Genomic DNA, 21,741 nt, shown 5'->3' on the forward strand with positions numbered 1-21,741 from the left:
AGGTGAGCATGGATACGACCTGCTGGAACACCCCCACCACCCTTACCTGGCGCGAATCTGCGACTTCATCTCATGAATTCTCTCTCCTGGCCCCCGCCGGGGAAGCTGCCCGCCTTTCCCGGGGTGGATGGTGCAGCCAGGAGGCGACCGTGGCGACGACCTTCGGCTCGTGGATCATACGCGCCGAGGGGTTCTGGAAGCCACGGGTCCTGGTCCGGGATGGTTCCACCGGGGCTCTCGTTGCAGAGTGTTCCGGCCCCATGATGTCCTCGGATCGGATCATCGCATGGCATGATGGACAGCACTATCAATGGCAGCGATCCGGCTGGTGGACCGACGGGGCGAAGCTGATCGACCCGGCCGGGCGTTGCCTCATGATGACACACATCGGGGGTGAAAAGGCGACGCTCCGGGATCTCTTCAAGACGCATGGGAGTGTGGAGATCCGCTTCGGGGAGCCTGAGAGGATGCGGCTTGCCCTGCTGACGGTGGTGTCATGGTATCTCCTTCTGATGCAGCGGGAGGAGATGGCCAGCGTTGTGGTGATCGGCTGACCTCTCTGGAACGTCGAAGCCCGGCAGTGCCGGGCTTCGACGTGAAGTCTTCGCGTCTTCCCTCGTCTTCTGTCAGGTATCCGTGGTTGTTTTCAGGGAGTATGGTACTGAACCGCCAGGGGACAGTCAAGTGCTCCTGGGAGCAGGCGATGGTGCTGCGGATCGGCCGTTGCCGTTCCGAATGTCCGTCAGCATTGCACCCGTGACCGGATAACCGCGGATCATTCCCACCGATACCAGCGCGATCGCCGGGCCGACGAGGAGGGTCCACGCGCACAGCTTCCACAGAGTCGGTGCCGACTGGAGCACTTCGGTGCCGGGGATGAAGCCGATGAATTCGAGCACATACCCACTGCCCAGCACCGCAAGAGAGATGGCAACCTTCTGGGCGAAACTGAACACGGCAGCGTACGCGCCATCCTTGTTGACGCCAGTATGGATCTCGTTGATCTCGGAGACATCGGCCATCATGGAGAGGACCGTTGGAAAGATGATCCCGTTGCCCATCCAATACGTCATGTGGAACATGGCGAAGGCCACGAATGATATGGGGATGTCCAGCGAGAATACGGTGGCATGTTGACCGGGGACGAGGATCCCCGGGAGGAAGAGTACCGTCAAAACGGCATTGGCCCCGATCGTCTGGAGTGCGCCCCAGAGGACGCCGCCGCGCTTCTCAAAACGCGTGGTCAGCCATGTTGCGATGAGAGAACCGACGCCGAATCCGGCCATCGACCCTCCATGCACGATCGTCTTCTCTATGCCGGTGAATCTCATGAAATGTTCGTAGAGGTACATTTGCAGGGAGCTGCCGAAGGCGATACCGGCCCAGACGACGATCGTGAAGAGGAGGACGTACCGTGCGAGGCGGTCAGACGTGATCTCCCGCATGTCCTTGATGAATGCTGCGATGGTGTTCCCGTCGGTGGATGCATCCCGGCTGTCCTTGATGTGCTTGCGCGTGACGAACACGACAAGCAGGAAGGCGACCAGGGAGACCGCGGCGAAGCTCATCCCCATGGTGAGGTAGTTGGCCGGGACCGATGTCGCGCGGACCCCTTCGTTGTTCGCAAAGAAGATCGCCCACGCGAGGCCGGGGCCGAGGAGATTGGAGAGCATGTTGATGGCCGAGCGGATCCCCTGGAGGGTCACCCGCTCCTTGTAGTCCGTGCAGATCTCGAATCCAAGCGCAACGTAAGGGACGTAGAAGACCGTGATCGCGGTACGCTGAAGCAGGTTGATCACGACAAGATACCAGAAGAGCATCTGGGTGTTCGCGGTGAACGCCGTGGGGACATGCCAGAGGAACACGTACGTGAGGATCGTGGCGATCCCACCCCAGAGCAAATGCGGGTGCCGCCTGCCGAACCGGCTGCGCGTATTGTCGGAGATGTGCCCCATCACCGGGTCGGTGATGGCATCCCAGAAGACGGCGACGGCCATGGCGAGTCCGGCCTGCGCATGCGGCAGTCCGAGCGCGTCGGTATAGTACATCATCGCGAACCCGAACAGTGAGTTCATGACGAGGGAATTGCCGCACTCGCCGATGGAATAGCCGACCATGGTGGTGCGTGAACAGGAAAGAGCTGGAGTGGACATGCAGGGATTCCGGAGTGATGCACAGGGGGTGAGGCGTTTGGGACGACGGCACAATATAGAGCACAATGATGAGGAATGCGAGGAGTATTCGTTCTCCCTGCTGTTTCATCGCAGGCCTTCCCCGGCGCACGCCAGAACCCGCCCCCATCGGGTGGTTTCTCGTTGTGGATGGTAGGAGGATTCGGTATGTTCATTCGCACAAACCACATCTCCGTCCAGATACCCCGGCGGCTCTCGATCTGTTCCCCGATGACATCAAGTACCACATGGCCGACGGGTGGAACGTACGGGCCGGTCGCTGAGCGACGGCCGGGCGGCGGGCGGCAACACCAGAGAGCGAAGGACTCCCACCAGTGTACAGCAATGGATCGATGACCCCCCAGGAGAGAATTCTGAACCTCCTGCAGGGCAAGCGGCCCGATCGGGTCCCGTGGTTCGGCGACCTCGACTACTGGGCCTCGGCACTCATCGCACGAGGAGAGAAACCTGACGGCTTCAAGGAGTCGGCAGCGTACATCGACTGGCACCGCTCTCTCGGTGTGGGATTCTACCTCCAGGGGTATTTTCCGTTCCGTGCGGTGTATGACCTCGAAGAACGCCTCTGGCGTGAAGGCAACCGCCGGTTCCGCGAACTCGTTACCCCCCACGGGAACCTGCGGGAGATCTGGGAGTATCTTCCCGAGTCCTTTGCGGAAGCTCCCATCGAACATCTGGTGAAATCCGAAGATGACCTGCCCGCGTTGCGCTACGTCTACACCCATACGGCATGGGAACCGGATTACGACTTCGGGAAGAGGCGCCTTGAGCATATCGGCGACCAGGGCGTTCTCCTGTGCTATCTCCCGAAGAGTCCGTTCATGCACCTGGTTGCCCTCGAAGCCGGTATCGCGGCGGTGACGTTCGCGGAGGCCGCGGATCCCGACGGTTTCGCGGAGACACTTGCGGTGATGAAGGCCTCGTTCGACAGTGCTGCGCGCATCGCCGTCGAGAGCCCGGCGGAAGTATTGATGATCCCGGAAAATCTGTCCGCAGAAATGGTCGGGCCACGGCTCTTCGAGAAGTACATGCGGGCGTATCAGGAAGAGTGGTTCGGGGAGATCGCGAAGGCAGGGAAGTCCTCATTCATACACATGGACGGTACCCTGAAGGGACTGTTGCGTGAGGAAGCGTCGACCGGTGTAAGGGTCATCGAGGCGATGACTCCCGCGCCGGTGGGCGATCTGCCCATCGGAGAGTGGGCAACGCTGGCAGCCAATGCGGGGACGGTCCTCTGGGGAGGCGTTCCCGGCATCTACTTCACCGCCAAGGTGAGCGACGAAGAATTCGACCGTCACGTGCGCGAAGTGCTGCAGGTGATGCGGTCGTCGCCCCGTTACGTGCTGGGCGTGGCCGATCAGGTCCCTCCTGATGCGCTGGAGTCCCGGGTGCGCCGTGTGGCAGAACTCGTGGGCGAAGAAGGATCGTACGATCGCCGGTGAGCTCGCGGGGTCGCGTCGTTGAAGTGCAGGTGCGGCCTCTGCGCTGCGATACTACGCATCTCTTGCATGATCGTTCACCCCGAACGCGGGATCGGAATCATGGCTATGCAACCGGGACGAACCGCTGCTCCACACACTGGGCTGGATGAATCGACCGTCCACACTGTCTCTCTCGTGATCCTCCTGTTTTCCACGCTGATCTTTCACACCGCGTTTGCCGGAACGGCGGGGATACTCGAAGGCACGGTGAAGGATCTCCGCTCCGGTGAAACCATCCCGGGGATCGTCGTAGAACTCCGCGCTCTCAGGCGTGGTACCATCACCGACGGCGACGGGAGATTCGAATTCCAGAATGTCCCGGCCGGGAACTACGAGGTGCGCTTTTCTCATGTGGGCTATCGCGCCCTCGTCGTCAAAGGAGTTGTGGTGAACGCCGATCTGCGCACCAGGCTCGCCAAAGCGCTGGAGCCGACGGAGATCCCTCTCGGAGAGGTCGAGGTGTATCAGGAAGCCCCTCTGGTTCGTCAGGATGTGACAAGTTCCTCCTATTTCATCAGCGGTGCCGACCTGAAAGACCTCCCCCTCACAACCCCAACGGAGGTCGTTGGCCTGAAGGCAGGCACAACGCTCGAAGGGAATGTCAGAGGTGGGAAGAACACAGAAGTGAGCTATTTTGTCGATGGGGTCCTTGTCCAGGACCTCATGGGCGGAGGACTCGGGCTCACATTGCCGACGAGCGCGGTCACTGGCTTGAGCTTCTATACCGGGGGGTTTGAAGCTGAGTATGGCAACTCGCTGTCAGGGGTTGTCAATATCGTCACGAAGACCGGCACGAATGCACATCAGATGCTCCTCCGGGCATCGGCGGATGATCTCCTCGGGGCACGCAGGTGAGCAAGGAGAAAGAGATAGAGCTCACAGCGTCCGGCCCGATCCTCACGGACCAGCTGTTCTACACCGTGAGCCTTGATGGCATCGTGAGCGGAACGAGGTGGTGGCAAGACTTCGAGCGATTCTACGAGGAGCCTATCGATCAGCAGATCAGCGGCTTTGGCAAGCTCGAGTATCTCTTCACGCCGACGCTCCGGCTGAATGTGCAGATGCTGTACTTCTACCATGACTGGTACGACTATGATTTCAGCTGGCGGTTGAACCTCAATGGCCTGCCGCCGGAACAGAAGACCACCTACCGGCTTGCCGCCATCCTGTCGCACTCGGTGTCCTCCAGCTTTTTCTATAACCTGATCCTCAGCCATTACTCTGCCCGGACCCGCATCGGGGACATCGCCCGCGAGGATGTGCCGGTGAACGACCCCTTCCAGTATGACTTCTTCCTGCAGTACGTGATCGGCGGGCAAGAAGCTCTCCGGGCCCGCCTGGGTCAGAATACCACGACGGTGAAATTCGACGGGACGTGGAAGCCTTCTCCGGACCATCTCTTCAAGATGGGTGGAGAAGCGAGCTTCCATCGTCTGACCTCGGACATCATCAAGTTCCAGCCGCGGAAGACCTACTTCGGACGTCCTCTCGTCGACCTGCCCCAACTGGACCTGAGTTCATCGTACGCATATGCTCCCGCCAACGGTGGTGTGTATGTCTCCGACAAGATCGACGTCATGGAGAAGGACGGTTCCTTGCTGAATCTCGGCGCCCGTTTCGACTTCCTCGATCCCCGCGCGAGTCGCCCTTCTATCAATGCGACGCTCAGCGGGGACACCCTCGGCGCGGCGACGGGCGTTGCGTTCATTCCTGCACAATGGAAATTCCGGTTCAGTCCACGCGTGGGGTTGGGGATCCAGGTGACGGAGAACAGCTACTGCTTCTTCAATCTCGGATTCTACTTCCAGAATCCGCTCTTCGACTACATGTACACGGGCATCGACAGGATCGCGCTCAACAGGGGCTTCTCTGCACTCACGGGAAATCCCGACCTCGAACCCGAGCGGTCCACACAGTGGGAACTGAGTTACCGGTATGCGCTGCCTCATGGTGTCGTCCTTTCGGCGGCGTATTTCAAAAAGGAAACATCCAACCTCATCGATACGCAGACCTTCATCACGGGCGACAGCAAGCTCGCCGGGACATTCGGCTTCGCGGAGTTCGTCAATGTACCTGAGGCAAGCGCGTCGGGACTCGAGATCGTGGTCACCCGCGAGCGGGGAACGTGGCTCACGGGGGAGATGTCGTACACCTACATGGTGACCGAAGCCAGCAGCGGAAGCGCTTTCGATGGGTTCTATCTGGCGCAGTATGGCTTCAAGCCGTATATACGGACCTATCCCCTGAGCTGGGATCAGCGCCATACGGTCAAAGCAACAATCATGTTCGCGTCGGATGATGGCTTCAAGCTCGATCTCGTGGCCCACTGGCATACCGGGCGTCCCTACACGGACTATCCCACGGCGACCGGTTTTGCACCCGTGCGAGGAGGGGATTTCGTCCCGAACAACGCGCGCATGCCGGAATTCTTCAACATCGACCTCAAGATCCAGAAACGATTCCGGCTCGCGTGGTGGCCGGACGCCGAAGTGAGCGTGTATGCGGACATGCGGAATGTGACGAACGAATACAATACGGTCTGGATGGACTCGAATGGCAGAGAAGGGGGAGAGTTGTCGGACCCTTCAGGGCATACCATAGGAAGGAGGATCAGGTATGGATTTCAGGTTTCGTTCTGAGGTCCGCGCGTCCTCGGTCCTCCGGGTCCTGCTTCTCCTCACGATTGGACTTGCCGGCATACAGTGCGACGAGTCGTTACCGCCGGTTGTGCAACCGGCAGAGGTTCTGACCGGTACCCTCGCACTCAGGGTGGGTGCGAACGGCTTTGTGCTGCTGTCGAGGGATGGCGCGCCGGTGGGAACCGATGGCGCAGTGGAGATCATGATCACGAACCAGTATGATGAGGTCCTTTCTGATTCTGAAGATGTCCAGGCTGAGGTGGTCATCTTTCAGTCAAGCCACCCCGGGCGGCGCGACACGATCCATGCGACGAAGGACGACATCCAGGACCCCTCGATGCTGATCAGGTACCTTCTGGCCATTCCGCCGACGAAACCGCTCGAGATCCTGCGTCAATGGCCCCACAGGTTCTCCGGCGACAGCACCTTCATCTCTGCAGCGGACGAAGACACGGTCTTCCAGGAGAAGGGGGTGGAAGTGACGGCATACAAAGTGCGATTCACGATCTCGGCACGAGTGAAGCTCTTCAAGAAACGACAGTCCGTGATCATCGAAGAGACTCCGTTCACGGTATTTTACCGGTGGGGCCGTACCGGTTTGCGTGGCCGTCGTGTGCACGGTCCATCGTTGCAGGGCTTGCAGGAGGATTGATGGGCACATCGATCGTGGCGGTCATCATGGTACACGCCTTCTTGTGGTGAGTCGAACAGGCACACGGAATGCTCCAAGGGTGGTTCATCATCTCCATGCGAAAGGTCGCTGCACCTCATGCACACGAAAGAGTTCATCCTCGCTGCTCTGCTGATCGTCATCGTATTCATCTTCATGACCACGCCGGCCATCTGCCAGATCCGGGTTCCTGTGATCCGCGCGAATGATCCCCTTGTGGATATCAGGGATGGGGGAGAGTTGCGCAAGGGGCAGTGGCGCATCAGTCCCCACCTCACACCGGATGTGTACAAGACACACGCGAAGAATGAGCCGGTTACGTTCATCACGGACATTGACTCGATCTCATGCGTGGTATGGACCGATACTCCTTTCACCTTTGTCATTCTTTTTCAGGGGAAGGACTCAGCGCTGACCGAGGTCCGGTATGAGCCCACCTACCTGGAGGTGTTGATCGCCGGCGGGCCGTACGCGAAAGACCCTGCGCGCACGACCATTCCTTTCCTCTACAGGTCCGCCGATACCCCCGAGCTGCGATCGCTCCGTTCACGTTTTGCTCTCGATTCTGTCGCCGGCCACGGACCCGACGATGTCCGGGTGATCAACATCCTTCATTGGGTGCATACGACCTTCCCGCACGACGGCACAAAGGATGCGCCCGCCTCTTCAGGAACCGGGGATCTCATGGGCAAATGCATCGCAGACAGCAACGCTACCGTTGATTGCGGCTCTCTTGCGACGATCCTTGCGGACTGCTACACCGCGCTGGGATTCCGGGCGCGCCGGATCGTTTGTCTGCCGAAGGACTCGACCGATTACGACTGCCATTCGATCAACGCGGTCTATCTTCCGGGTATCGGCCGGTGGGTATGGATGGATCCCACGAATGACGCGTATGTGAGGGATGAACAGGGGCAATTGCTGGGGATTGGTGACGTGCGGCAACGGTTGATCGAGAACAGGCCGCTCCGGCTGAACGAGGATGCGAATTGGAATCATCGCAGCCCGGTGACCGCGGCCCACTACCTGTACAATTATATGGCCAAGAACCTGTTCGCTCTTCTTTATTACGGCAAGACAGCAGAAGGCAGTAGACCGGTTCTGCTCACCCCCGCAAGCTACGCCGGCGCGATACCGCGGACGCGCGCAGCTGCCCCGGTGTGTACCCATGACCCTGAGGTGTTCTGGGGGAAGTGAGTGGTGGCGCGTGCTATTTCTCTTGACTTTTTGAATGTCCACTTGTATCTTGGCGGTGAAAAGTATGGGGGATGTGTGACCGTCACGGCTCTACAAGACTCGCCTCATTTGATCTGCCCGCTGTCAACCTCACCTTCGCGGGGAACCCAGGTATAGACACTTCGCTATCGATTGCTCAATAGGACCAGGTGCACCGCGTCGATATTGAGGCAATCCGTATGCTCGCACAAGCTCGTGCAGGCGTTGACGCAGTACGGCCTTTTTAAAAGGAGCGTATGATCCGGTGTGCTCATTTTTGCTCGCTCTATCACACACTCTCATCGATGCGGGCCACGCCGGCGAGAGGTCTCGGACACGTATCCAGTAAGAAGCGCAACCACCAACACTTGGGGGCAAGTATGAACCGGTTCTCGTTGCCGATCACAGTGTATCTCCTTGCAACTCTGGGGGCCGTATCGTTGGTATCAGCAGGCACTCCAGATCGTCCCACACCTTCAGCACTCTCCAGGACCGTCCTGAACCTCTCCACCACAGGCGATGTTCGCACCTCACCCGCTTTCGTGCCGCACCGAGCGAAACAACTGGCATCGTTGAAGACGGTGATCCAGAACTCCAGTCTCGGGCCCCAGCGATATCTGTTCACATACTATCCCAACGGATTGATCGAGTCGCAACGCATCCAGTGTCACAAGAGTGGAGTCTGGAACGACTCCATTCGCACGACGTGGACGTACACGGCTGTGGGGAAGACGAAGAGCGTGTACGTCGAGCAGTACCTTCAGGGGGCATTTCGCTCGCTGAGCAGATTGACGTACGAACACAACGATGCCGGAGACGTCATCAGCTATGTGTCTGAGCAGGGCGGCTGGCAGCTCGCTCCATACTCCAGAACGCTCTTCACGTACGCCTCGCCGGGAAAGCAGCTAACTGGGACGGTCCAGTCCTGGACCGGGTCGTGGACAAATTCCTGGCGGTGGAGCTATGTTTGGAATGCCGCAGGACAGCGGATCGTTTCCGTCGACGAGGAATGGGCCCACGGGCAGTGGGACACGACAGCGATGACCACGTCGACCTACACCGGAACATCGATCATCGAGGAGAATCACCGGAGCCGGTACCGGAGGGATGGGGTCTGGGGCGACTCCGCGACTATGGTTGCACGAACGGATGGTGCTTTCAAGATGTATTCGATGGAGTGGAAGGAATGGTCGAAGGGCATACTCAGCTGGGCGACCCGGACCACGAACACGTTCGACGTCAATGAATGGCTTGTGCGGAGTGAAGATGAGGAATTGTTGCAGGGGGTCATGACGCCATCGTGGCGCGTGACCTTCACCTATGATTATCAGGGCAACGAACTGAAGCGCGTACGGGAGTCCTATGGGAATGGCACCTGGCATCCGGCATGGCAGATCTCGTCAGCGTACGACGGTTCCGGCAATATGCTGACATCCAAAGCCGATGAGTGGGCGGGAGCGGCCTGGATCCCCTCCGTCGGGACCACTTTGACTGACGGGTATACAGGTGTCCGTATCATGGATGCCGCTGGCAATATCACCGATTTCCACAGATATGCCTCGCTGGCTTTTGAGTATGGTGCGGTGGCAACGGGTGTGCCAGGTGGGATCGCGGAGCAACCACGTATCTGGGAGCTCTCGCAGAACTATCCGAACCCGTTCAACCCGACCACGGTCATTCGTTATGGCCTTCCCGTTCAGGCTGATGTGCGTCTCACGGTATTCGACGCCCTCGGTCAGCGCGTGGCGATCCTTGAAGAAGGAACGCGTGGTGCAGGCTACCACGAAGTGACGTTCGATGCAACGAACCTCCCGAGCGGGGTGTACTTCTACCGCTTGAGCGCGGAGTCGTTCACCGAAACGAAGCGCTTGCTGCTTATCCGTTGAACGTCGCGTGTGGATTCAGCAAGAGACCCGGTCCGTTCGCGCAGGAGCTTGATGATGTCAGCATTGTGAAGGACGGATCGATGGCACGCGGGACCAACGCCCCGCCGTGTGGACACTACAGGAAGGAAGAGACCATGAGGATCCATCGATGGAGGGTGTGGTTGTCGGCCCTCTCCGCGCTGAGCATCGTTCTTATTGTTCCACCGCTTCACGCCGTTGATCTCCACAGCAAGGCGAACCAGGCGGACTACCTCGTTATCTCTCCTGCACCATACCTTGCCGATGCCGAACGCCTGGCGGCTTTCCGCCGCGAGCACGATGGCATCACTGCGCTGGTCGTCCATCTCGATTCCATCCTTACACAGTTCACCATACATAGTACACCGGACTCTGCGATCAAGGATTTCCTTGAGTGTGCGCTCACGGAGTGGGCTCCTCCCCGTGCAGCCTATGTGCTCCTCGTCGGCAACGTGAACTGGATGCCCACACATGTTGAGCCGGAGATCCCTGGCTTTGTCTACCTCGGATATGCGGACACCGTATGCATTGATCACTGGTTCGTCGAGGGGCCTCTGGACCAGTGGGGGACCGGTCGCATGCGTTGTGCCCTTGGCCGGCTTCCGGGGTGGAATAGCCCGGAGATCGCAGCGATGGTCGATAAGACCATCGGCTATGAGGGAGCAGCCCCGGCACCGTGGTGGAGCACGTGCCTCGGGCTGGCGGACCAGGATGAGCTCGATGGGCAGATCTTCGTGGACGACCTCCGACGCTTTCAGAACCAGGTTGCCCCGGTATGGACTGATACGATTTCGGTGGTCATGGATTCACTTTCCGCGCGCTATCGGGATTCCCTTTCGTTCCGGCACCTCTGGGATGAAGGCGCTGCGCTGGTCGTGTATTCCGGACATGCGAATGCCTACAACTGGTCTGCGCGGCATTACTTCACCGCTGTGAGTGCAGATTCGTTGCGGAATGGGCCACGTCTTCCGCTTGTACTCTCGGTCGGATGTGCAATGCGGTTCGACGCCCCGGGGCCTTCCATGGCCGTGCGACTGCTCCGTAACCCGTTGGGTGGGGCGATTGCCTGTATCGTCTCACAGGGCATCACATACTCGTCCATATCCGCCGAGATGGTCGGCGGCACATTGCAGCGGCTCCGGACAGGGCTGACGGCGTCTGCAGGCGTGGCGTTCCAGCAGACCAAAGACTCGTTGTCCTCTTCGCTCTGCAGGAGGTTCACATATCTTGGAGATCCGGCGATCCGGCTCAAGCGCCCACGTGCGATCGCATCGCATCCTCCTGAACTGGCCGCTCCGGACGGATTCCGTTTGGAACAGAACTTCCCCAATCCGTTCAATCCGAGCACGATCATCCGATATGCCCTGCCACGCCGCGCGCGAGTGACGCTCTCCGTGTTCAGCGTCCTCGGGCAACAGATTTCCCTCCTGCAGCATGGGGACCAGGATGCGGGATCTCATGAGGTACGCTTCGACGCAAGAGACCTTCCGAGCGGGGTGTACTTCTATCGCTTGAGCGCGGGGTCGTTCACCGAAACGAAGCGGTTGCTGCTGATCCGCTGAACGTGGCGTGCGGCTTCAGCAAGAGGCCCGGGCTCTTTGCCGGGCCGTTGATGTTGAATGCAATTCCGCGACATTACTTTGAGTTTGAAGAGGGGGTGTGTGTGTGCACATAGCGCTCACCATTCGCAGTGTGCGATGTGACGTGGAGGCGGGGGAGAATGTCAAGCGTTGATTCTGTCGCATGGCCGTCGTACATTAGAGGTGTCACGCGGCTGGGGGGACGCACGATGTTCTGTGAGGAAGGGCTTCTTCATCTGCTGCGATGAAGGAGCCCTTTGTCGTTTGTGAAAGCACGTGCGGTGATCTTTAAAGCGTCACCCCGGTGAAGAGACCCTTCTGTGGTCTACGGAATACGAAAGGAGCGGCACCGTATGCTCAGATCAACGTTGCTTCAAGTTGTCGCTGGATTTCTTCTCTTGACGGCGCCGGTTGCCCAGGCACAATGGGAATACGCGTGCGGCGTGCCGGCACAAAGTATAGGCGCTGTGGGCAGGTCGGGGCATTGGCTCTTTGTGAACGGTGTCTACCCGGATGAGCAGCTGGCGCTATCGACCGATGGAGGCGGAAGCTGGCGGCAGTCGACGCTCTGGAATGGTTCGCACGCGTACGCTGTGGTCGAGACAAGCCAGGATACCATTCCCGTGATCCTCTTTAACCGGAAAGTCCGCCGGTCAACGGACCTCGGGATCACCTGGGTAACGGTTCCGGGAGCGATCGAGAGTGAGACTGTCGTGGGGCTCGCGTTTTCGCGGGGCACAGGAAACCCTGCCCATGGGATCCTGATCGCTGCGACAACAACACACGGGGTCTACCGGTCCGTGGATGCCGGCGTGCAATGGGTCCCGTCGAACGCAGGGTTGCCTTCAACGTCGCTGACAACGGCGCTAGCGATCGATTCGGTCTTTCTTGTTGCGACGTCGGACAAGAAGGTATTCCGCTCCGTGGACAACGGGGTATCGTGGACGTCTTCGAGCACCGGCATCACCGACACGAATGTCACGGCTCTTGCCGCGGTAGGGAGGGATGCGTTCGCCGCGAGTGGCACGCGTGTGTACCGTTCCTCGGATGCGGGTGCGACGTGGGCGAAGTATGAGCAGGAAGTTCCGTCGGAGATCAAGTCACTGGTGCCGATAACGACATCCGCGACCGGTGCTGCACCGATCCTGTTCGCTGTCTGTTCCGGCGAGTACTATCGCCGGGCGCCGGGTGATACGGGGTGGACACCGGGCACCACGTCATGGCTGTCGTACAGTCACGTAGGAGGGATTGCGTCCGTTGACACCGTCCTGTTGCTTGCCAATGGGACGATGTTGCTCCGCTCCCTCGATGCTGGTACCACGTGGTATCCTGTGGGTCCGCTCGGCGATACTCAGGTTCTGGCCAATGGACATACCTCCAGCAAAAATGCAACGCCACGGCTGTATTCGCGCTTGTTCACATCAACGGATCGCGGTTCGAGCTGGATCGGCATGCGCCAGCATACTTCCTGGCCCAACGTCACAGCCATTGCCGTCTCTTGCGATACGAGTCTGACCGGACACGACCAAATCGTGATCGGGACCGATTCCGCTGAGGTGGACCGCAGCACCGATGGCGGGGCCTCCTGGACCCGCTTGCGGGTGTCGGATGGTCCGCTGACGCCCCATGTCGTGCTCGGGGTGGCGGAGATCGATGGCCGGGTCTTCGCTTCGATACAGAGCTCGCGATACTACCATGCGGCTGGCGATACGATCGCTGGCATCCACCGGACAACGGATGGCGGTGCTTCGTGGACCAAGATGAACACTCCCGGATTGACGGATACTCTGATCATTTCGCTTGACGCGTTCCGCGGGAAGACGGGAGGGCGTGTCCTCTTTGCTGGCGGGTGGGAGACGCTCTTCCGCTCGACGGATGACGGAGCGACATGGCAGGACATCGCCAGCGGCGTCCTGCACGCCGGCCGCAAGTTCATGCGTTCGCTGGGTCCCGACCTCTGGCTGTGCACACAGGGAACGCACTTTGTGGAATATCTCGATGACGGAACGCTTGTTGTCACGGACGACAGTGCACGTGTGTATCGGTCGACCGACGATGGTGTTACGTGGCAGGACAGGACGGGTGATCTCAACGCGGTCTTCGTGCGTGGTTTTGCCGTGACCCGGTCACGCATCGACCCCGCACATGTCTCCATGGCAGTGTGTACGGATAACGACATCCTCACTTCCACTGAAGGGGGAACCCATTGGGACCCATTCTGGGAGGGATCGTATCGATTCTCCTTCGGAGCACCTCTGACGGCAGATGAAGAGTACGTGTACGCCGGGCCCGGGTGGTTGCGCCGGCGTCCATGGTCCCAGGCGGCGGTGGCCGATGTACTTCCTTCGACCGGAATCCCATCGGCATACGGGCTCGAGCAGAATTATCCCAACCCGTTCAATCCATCGACGATGATCACGTATCAACTCCCGGCCCGCACGCATGTACACCTCGCAGTCTTCAACATCCTGGGACAGCAGGTGATGGTATTGCAGAACGGAGAGTACGCTGCCGGACCCCATGCGGTCCGGTTCGATGCGTCGGGACTTCCGAGCGGGGTGTACTTCTATCGTCTTGACGCAGGAGTCTTCAGGCAGACCAGAAAGTGCGTTCTGGTGCGTTGAGAATAATTGTCAGCGGCCGGGAGGAGGCGGGTCCGGTCTCTCCGCCCACGCGCCCGGCCGAATTGTGCATCGCAAATTGAGAAAACGAGAACATGATCTGGATACATCGCTGGTTGATGGTATGTGCAGGCACACTCGCAATTGGGGTCTCGACCACATGCTCACAGGATCTCCTTAGACTCTACGAGCCGCTTTTGCCGGCGGCGGTCCGGGACTCCGTCTCTCTGGCCAGCATGGCGCGGACGAATATTAAGATGTATGCAGCGATCCACCCTGAACTGATCTCGTACTACATCGCCATGTTGCAGCTCCGGTTCTGTGATCACGACGAAGTGTCCGCCCTCACAGCCGGCCGTCGACTCCGTGATCTGAAGTATGCATACCTTGAGCAGCGCCGCGATTGGGCGTTGCATGAACTTCACCTTCTCACACAGGACGTCAACGAATACTCCCTTGTGGAAAAAGGGCGTTCCGTCGTCGACGAGATGCTCTCCTTCCCGCCCCCGGCCTTTGTCGGACCTCTCATGGCTCAGGCCGACGACCCTGACCCCATCCGCCCGGGATTTCGCGACAGCGTCATCGCGATGTTCTATGAGAGCAGGGGGTTACACCGGACCGGTGTGCACGGTGATGCGGCGTCGCGGCGTGTACTTGCCGAAGATGCGATCCGCCAGAGATTCCTGTCACTCTCCCGTCACTTCGAGGGGAGACAGGAAGACACGGAGCGCTATCCATCATCGGTGATGACGGAGTACGCTTCACTTTGGTATGTCATCGATAGGACGACCCTCCAGGATTCCCTCCGGTTCCTTTCACGCTACCTGACCTACCGGTATGCCGGTGATCGGCCAGGCTCTTCCTTTGGTATCTCATTCGGCGGCCTCTACCTGTCGAGTCCCGTATTCTCGAGGTCCATAGGACTGTCGCCCCCCGTTTCTTACTCGATCGATGCGAAGGCGAGGTTCGATCGATGGATGTATATGATCGGCACTGCGTATGCGTTCACTCTGCGCGATGCATTGGTGCCGTTGAACCGGCTCCGGGTCTCCGCATCGTATGCATGGGCAACCGGGGACGGTCGGCAGCCGGCTGATGAGATCGTGGCCAACAGTATTCAACCCGCCGCGTCGTTTACGATGATGGAGGCCACCGTGCATTCCGTATCGACTCTTCAGATGAGCACAACGATACCCCTGTGGTATCCTATTGACGCAGTGTCGTTGTTCGCAGGTGGAAGCCTCGGCCTGGTCCGGGCAAGATTCTCTCGCGTACAACTATGTGTACGCAACGATCGCCCCGGATAGCCTCGAAGACATACCATGCCGTGTCCGGGGAGAGAAGTGATCAGAGCCAATGGGGGTTCAGACTGGAGCCTTTGATCGGTGTCGATGTCCAATGCGGAGAGCATTGTGCGGTCGTCCTCACCGCATCCCTGAGGCGGGCGTCGCTTGAACTGGCGTGGTATCCATGATAGACCGATGGATTCACACCGGATTTGACAATCCCGATTCCATTCTGCATCTTTCTCTATCAGTCTCGGGGGAGACACGATGCTGACGCCGCCCCCCGATGGCTGGGGAGGCTCTTCTTTTTTTTACTCAGCAGATGTTCTACTTGCTGATCTCCCGCCGGTGGAGTTCTCTCGATCAGGGGGTACACGTATGGAAAAAATGAAGCTCATCATCTTCATGCTGGTGATAACTTTCTGTGGCACGACGCGGACAGAGGCCCAGTGGGAATCAGCTGCGCTCGGGCAGAAAGTCACTTCGCTGGTTTCGACTGCTACTACGGCGTATGCTGGAACAATCGGCAACGGAGTCTGCCGCTCGACTGACGGGGGTGCGAGTTGGAGCCCGGCGAATACGGGGTTGACAACCCTGCGGGTTCATGCTTTGGCTGCCACCAGCTCACATATCTTCGCCGGCACTGATTCGGGGGCATTCATCTCTTCGAATGACGGTGATTTCTGGTCGGAGATCAATCAGGGCCTCTCCCGGGTCCGGGTGTACGCCCTTGCTGCACGGGATTCTCTCGTTTTTGCCGGGACCTTGAATGGAATATTCCGGTCGTCAGACAACGGCACGAATTGGACCAAAGTGACACTGCCTTCAGGGTATACCCGTCTGACATACTCATTTTTACTGGATGGAGCCACCGTTTGGGCGGGGACGGAGGGGTATCACGGCATGCTCTATCGTTCAACGGACGATGGAATTTCCTGGGGTGCAACGACGAACCTGGGGACTGTGTGGAGCCTTGCAGTAATGGGTCCGCATCTGATCGCAGGAACGTACAATGGTGTCCGCCTGACATCGGACAGCGGGACAACCTGGCAGAGGATGAATGCCGGACTCACGAATTTGGCGATACGGTCTCTGGTCGCGAAGAATGGATATCTGCTGGCCGGAACAATGGGTGGCGTGTCTGTTTCGGTCGACAGCGCGGGAAGCTGGATGTCACTCAATGCGGGATTGACCGATACTGCCATCTTTGCGATGGCCGTTCACGGGCAGACGATCCTTGCCGGCTCAGACGGAAGAATCTGGAGACGAACTGCGATGGATTTTGTACAACCGCCGGGGCCTCCTGTTCTGCGTTCACCTGCGATCAACGCAACCGCACAAGGAACCTCTCTTTTACTCAAATGGGAAAGACCTGATCTGACCAGCTTCTTCCATGTCCAGGTTGGAACAGACTCTACCTTCATGAGTGGTGTGCTTGTTGACAGCGCCGCATATTCCGATACCGTCCTTCAACTCAACAATTTGAATGTGAGTCAGAAGTACTTCTGGAGAGTGGCTGCGTGGAATACTCATGGCCCAGGTGCCTACAGCGACGTATGGTCCTTTGAGGTGACCGCAGACGCCCCTCCGGCCCCTGTTCTCATTTCGCCGGCTTTGAATGGATCTGTCTACTGGATAACTGCCGAGCTCAAATGGCACCCGGCGCCAGGTGCCTCATCGTACAGGTTCCAGGTTGCTCCCGATCCATCCTTTGCGTCCCCGTCGATCGATTCGACAGTCGCGGATACATCGGGACAGATATTCGTCGCTCTCATGACGAGATGTTATTGGCGGGTCCAGGCAAAGAACGATTTTGGATCCGGAGCATTTTCTGACATCTGGCATTTCACCTCAATGCAGTCACCCCTGTTGGATGCTCCCCGTCACGGTGCGACCGGCGTCCCCCTGAGAGCAGTTCTCAAGTGGCATCCGGTCCCGGGGGCGACAGGGTATCGTATCATGGTGTCGAGGGGTGCCACGTTTGCCGTGCCGAACGTTGTCGATGATACCGTCCTCGTGGACACGTCGCGAACCACTATCGCGCTGAATCCGAATACATGGTACATCTGGCGCGTGCAGGCGCTCTTCGATTCTTTGGAAGGGCGGGCTTCACAGGCGCGGAGCTTTGACACGCGAACGAACGGAACGGTGGAGTTCTTTCCCCTGGGAAAGGGGATACGATATCTCTATGCGTATTCCCGCTCGTACTACTATGCATATGGGGGAAAAGAATGGGATGTCGATTCGGGAACCGTATCATATGATATCATGGATGGGTCCTATTCGAACGACACGACAAGGGTCTGGACCATCAGTGAGAAGACCTCCTTGATGCACCATCATTGGAGCGAAAACGTGCTCGGAACGGTCCTGCACGACTCGACGTACTGGCAGACCTCGACGTCGCCGATAAGCCTCACAGAGTCTCTCACAGGAAACCATGAATTGCTCTGTCAATCACGAGTGTGGTTCTTTCCGCAACTGCCGGACTCTCAGCCCGTCCCCCAATGGTCGGGTCGTGAACCTGTGTATCGATTCTGGCAGGATACGTCGCGCACTCTGAAGCAGTATCAACAACCTCCTGACCCGGATAGGTATCAGAGCCTGCATTTCGTCGAGCAGAAGGGACTGGCTGACAGAACGTATTTCTTCAGAAGCAGCGGAAATCATGTGACCATCATCTCAGAAACCGCAGTCCACGTGCCCATCCTTACTGGCGCGGATCACCTGGTGCCTCCCACACACCCGGAAGCGAGCATTCTTTCGCAGAACTACCCCAACCCTTTCAACCCATCGACGACGATCCGCTATGGGCTGCCGGCACGATCACATGTGACGCTGACTGTCTTCAATACCCTTGGCCAGCAGGTTGCCGCGCTGCAGAACGGGGAACAGGACGCGGGCTACCACGAAGCGATCTTCAATGCGGATCGACTGCCGAGCGGGGTGTACTTCTACACGCTGCAGGTCCGCCCTTTGGATGCCGTCCCTGGGCGCGACTCCAACGGGGGAACGGAAGTGTTTACAGAGACGAAGCGATCGTTGTTGATCCGCTGATTCCGAAAAGAGAAGATGACCATGCCGAAGATCAATGCTGCCTAGCATCGGGCGCACCGTATGCCCGCTCGTGCCACATTAGACGAGCGTGTAGCATGGCATATTGCCCACCGCAAGGCATGTGCATGCCGGACAGACCTGCCCGCATCCATCGAAGCGGAACTCAAACGTCGCGGAATCACACCCCCGAAGCCACCGGGGCGTGAAGGTCCGTCTTAAGTGGTCCATCGATCCCCAGGCCCCGGCTGTTCGCCGGGCCTTGCTTTGAACTGCAGTTCACGTTGATACTTTGGGTTTGAAGAAGGGGGGGGATGTGTGTATCTAGGGGCACAAAGCAATTATCCATTGTCCATGGATCATGGATAATGGATAATTATGGAGAGTACCAAAGGAGGGACTCGAATCCTCACCCGGTGTGAGCCGGACTGGATTTAAGGTCCGTCTTCCAACGGAATAGCTGGTGGTTTTTGCAACTCGATCTGTGTCGGACAGCAGAACCGGTGTGCGATGTGGGCTGAAGCCGCCAGATTCACTCACAAAATTGACAACCCCGCTGCCGAGCTGTATATTCGGGTAGCACTATCGGGGGAACGATGGAAATGCATATGCCTCTTGTCCTGAGTTGAAGGATGGGAGGCATTCGTGTTTCATCCTGAATCCGATACAACCGCATGATAACCGGGGAAATTCTTATGACCTTCAATGCTTCTGGCCATTGTGTGAGAACGCTTCTCTGCATCCTTCTGCTGTTCTGTCCGGTATCAAAGAGTCCTGCCCAATGGCAGGCGACCAATGGACCATACCTGGGCATTGGCTCTGCCTACAATCTTACTGTGCTGGGAGATCGTGTCTGGCTCACGACCAGCCCGTATCCGTATACCTCCGCTGATAGCGGAAATCATTGGACCAGGCCCGATACTCTGGGGAACTACGCGCAATTCGTGGCGAGCGGGAACGATCTGTATGCCGGTGGATTCTCCGGCCTGTGGCGCTCCACTGACAATGGCCATTGGACGAACATCCATCCTGCAACATCATTCTACGGACTGAATGCGTTGGTCGCGCAGAATGGCATGATTTTCTTTACGAGCGGTGGCGGAGGATCGAATCATTTGGAGCGGCTTTCCGCCAATAACACGGTCCGGACTGATCTCTCGACGCCAGAGGGTGTGCTGGCGCATGTGACAGCACTTGCGCGGAAGGATTCATTGCTCTTTGCTGGATCGTATGGAGGACCCGCGGTGCTTGTTTCATCGGATAACGGCACTACCTGGGAAGAACGGAGTTTCGGTTTGTCGACAGCAGCGAAGGTCGCGGTTTCTAGCTTTGCCGTGAAGGGTGCCAACATCTATCTCGGCACCGCGGAGGGTGGAGTGTACAGATCCTCAAATAACGGAGTACGCTGGTACTCCGTTGACAACGGACAGGTTCCGCGGGGGGCGTTTGTGTCGCTCATGGGAGATGTCCTGTTTGTTGCCGGTGGGTCAGAGGCCCTCCGGTCAACAGATGGGGGTATCTCCTGGTCGAATGCGACAGCGGGGCTGCCTGGGGAATCCAGGAAACCCCTGGTGGTTTCAGGGACGACGCTATACACGGCAACCTCCGATGGGCTGTATTACTCTGTGGACAGCGGGTCGGTCTGGCGCAAGCCGATGAACAGCGGCACTCCCGGAGCGGATATCATGCGATTGGGGTGCGGCGCTTCCGGTGGAACCGCAGGGCGGGGAATCGTGTATGCAAGTTCAGTGGGGATCGGACTGTGGTGCACAACGAACCGCGGGAGTAGCTGGAGAGATGTCATCCCTGGACGCGAACTCCGCAGAACAGCCTTTCTCCTCGATAGCACGCAATGGAGCTTGACGAGCTATGGGGATCGGTCGCTGATGATCTCCACCGATCAGGGGACATCCTGGTGTGCCACGGGTCCCCAGATCCCCAGCACCGGAACCTACACGTCCCTGACAAGAATCGATTCCACATACCTCGTGGCGGGAGAGTACACCACGAGGATCTACCGGTGGATCATGAAGGACACGGCCTGGCAAACGATCATCGCTCCCGGGATGGGTTCCCGGGTAGCGGCTTTGCTCACGCACAAGGGATTGGTGTGGTACCGCGCGGGAAATGGAGCGTTGTACGTTTCTTCTGACCGGGGAGAAACGTGGCAGCTCTCCGGAAGGGGAATCACGAGCGCGGTGATCTCGCTTGCAGCGAACGGCTCGTCGATGTACGCCGGGACAGAAGGCGCAGGGGTGTTCCTGTCCACAGACGATGGAGCCACATGGGTGAATCGCAGCGCCGGGCTCACCGATTCGAATGTTACCGCATTACATGTGGACGGCCAGACCCTGTTCGCCGGCACGTCCCACGGCGGGGTCTTTTTCTCCCGTGATGATGGAATGCGTTGGCACGCATTCGGTGATGGTCTTGGAACGGATGAAGTGCGTGCGTTGGCATCCAATGGAGAGGACCTCTACGCCGCGATCGCCTGGAACGGTGTCTGGGTCCGTCCGATTGCGGATGTGGCCCTGGCAACTGGGGATGCCGCAGGAATGCCCGGGCACATCGTGCTTGAGCAGAACTATCCCAATCCATTCAACCCATCCACGACGATTCGGTATGGACTTCAGCACCGGTCGCACGTGATGTTGACCGTGTTCAACACGCTCGGGCAACAGGTGGCGGTTCTGCAGGACGGGGAACTGGACGCCGGCTACCGTGAGGCTCGTTTCGACGCCTCGAACCTTCCGAGCGGGGTGTATTTCTACCGGCTGCAAGCGGGATCGTTCACCGATACGAAGAAGCTCCTGGTGGTTCGATAGTATCAGTTGATACCAGGGGTAGGTGGCATGAAGAAGGCCCGGGCAGATCGCCGGGCCTTTGCTTTGAACCGCAGTTCTACGTTGATACTTTGGGTTTGAAGAAGGGGGGGGATGTGTGTATCTTTGAGCAGTCCAATTATCCATTATCCATGGATCATGGATAATGGATAATTATCGAGAGTACCAAAGGAGGGACTCGAACCCTCACCCGGTGTGAGCCGGACTGGATTTTGAGTCCAGCGCGTCTACCAATTCCGCCACTTTGGCCTGTGAGCAT

Annotated in this window: 13 protein-coding genes and 1 tRNA gene; 12 read left to right on the top strand and 2 right to left on the bottom strand. The window is 58.5% G+C overall.

Annotation, left to right across the window (positions count from 1 at the left end):
* Positions 1–8: 8 nt before the first annotated feature.
* The gene (locus IPI01_19275; GenBank protein MBK7259897.1) at positions 9–554 is read left to right on the top strand and encodes a hypothetical protein; all 546 of its coding nucleotides are present in this window, start codon (positions 9–11) and stop codon (positions 552–554) included.
* A gap of 126 nt (positions 555–680) precedes the next feature.
* On the opposite strand, the gene IPI01_19280 is transcribed toward IPI01_19275, so the two are convergent.
* A complete protein-coding gene (locus IPI01_19280) occupies positions 681–2,153 on the bottom strand; it encodes an MFS transporter (protein ID MBK7259898.1) in 1,473 nt (490 codons plus the stop codon).
* Positions 2,154–2,524: 371 nt separating this feature from the next.
* Here IPI01_19280 and IPI01_19285 point away from each other — a divergent pair, with 371 nt between their 5' ends.
* From IPI01_19285 to IPI01_19335, 11 genes are all read left to right on the top strand, one after another.
* A complete protein-coding gene (locus IPI01_19285) occupies positions 2,525–3,631 on the top strand; it encodes a hypothetical protein (GenBank protein MBK7259899.1) in 1,107 nt (368 codons plus the stop codon).
* A gap of 99 nt (positions 3,632–3,730) precedes the next feature.
* Complete coding sequence (locus IPI01_19290; GenBank protein MBK7259900.1) at positions 3,731–4,525, top strand: TonB-dependent receptor; 795 nt, start codon at positions 3,731–3,733, stop codon at positions 4,523–4,525.
* Positions 4,522–6,309, top strand: coding sequence for a TonB-dependent receptor (locus tag IPI01_19295; protein MBK7259901.1), 1,788 nt, complete (start codon positions 4,522–4,524; stop codon positions 6,307–6,309). Before IPI01_19290 ends, IPI01_19295 begins: the two co-directional genes overlap by 4 nt.
* Positions 6,287–6,961 carry a hypothetical protein gene (locus IPI01_19300; protein ID MBK7259902.1) on the top strand — a complete coding sequence of 225 codons (675 nt, stop codon included), beginning with the start codon at positions 6,287–6,289 and terminating at the stop codon, positions 6,959–6,961. Before IPI01_19295 ends, IPI01_19300 begins: the two co-directional genes overlap by 23 nt.
* 117 nt (positions 6,962–7,078) lie before the next feature.
* Entirely contained in the window at positions 7,079–8,176 is a 1,098-nt protein-coding gene (locus IPI01_19305) for a transglutaminase domain-containing protein (GenBank protein MBK7259903.1), read from the top strand.
* A 398-nt stretch (positions 8,177–8,574) separates the two neighbouring features.
* Positions 8,575–10,080 (top strand): T9SS type A sorting domain-containing protein, encoded by a 1,506-nt coding sequence (locus tag IPI01_19310; GenBank protein MBK7259904.1) that lies wholly within the window; start codon positions 8,575–8,577, stop codon positions 10,078–10,080.
* 80 nt (positions 10,081–10,160) lie between these two features.
* A complete protein-coding gene (locus IPI01_19315) occupies positions 10,161–11,660 on the top strand; it encodes a T9SS type A sorting domain-containing protein (GenBank protein ID MBK7259905.1) in 1,500 nt (499 codons plus the stop codon).
* Between the two features lie 371 nt (positions 11,661–12,031).
* Positions 12,032–14,302, top strand: a complete 2,271-nt coding sequence (locus IPI01_19320; protein MBK7259906.1) for a T9SS type A sorting domain-containing protein — start codon at positions 12,032–12,034, stop codon at positions 14,300–14,302.
* A 92-nt stretch (positions 14,303–14,394) separates the two neighbouring features.
* Complete coding sequence (locus IPI01_19325) at positions 14,395–15,606, top strand: hypothetical protein (protein ID MBK7259907.1); 1,212 nt, start codon at positions 14,395–14,397, stop codon at positions 15,604–15,606.
* Positions 15,607–17,544: 1,938 nt separating this feature from the next.
* Positions 17,545–18,642: a T9SS type A sorting domain-containing protein gene (locus IPI01_19330; GenBank protein MBK7259908.1), complete on the top strand. Its 1,098-nt coding sequence runs from the start codon at positions 17,545–17,547 to the stop codon at positions 18,640–18,642.
* Positions 18,643–19,361: 719 nt separating this feature from the next.
* On the top strand, positions 19,362–21,464 hold the full coding sequence (locus IPI01_19335) for a T9SS type A sorting domain-containing protein (GenBank protein ID MBK7259909.1): 2,103 nt from the start codon (positions 19,362–19,364) through the stop codon (positions 21,462–21,464).
* A 181-nt stretch (positions 21,465–21,645) separates the two neighbouring features.
* Here IPI01_19335 and IPI01_19340 read toward each other — a convergent pair.
* Positions 21,646–21,731 (bottom strand) — tRNA-Leu (locus tag IPI01_19340).
* Positions 21,732–21,741 lie beyond the last annotated feature (10 nt).

The organism is Ignavibacteriota bacterium, from assembly GCA_016707525.1.
Lineage (GTDB): Bacteria > Bacteroidota > Ignavibacteria > UBA10030 > UBA6906 > JAGDMK01.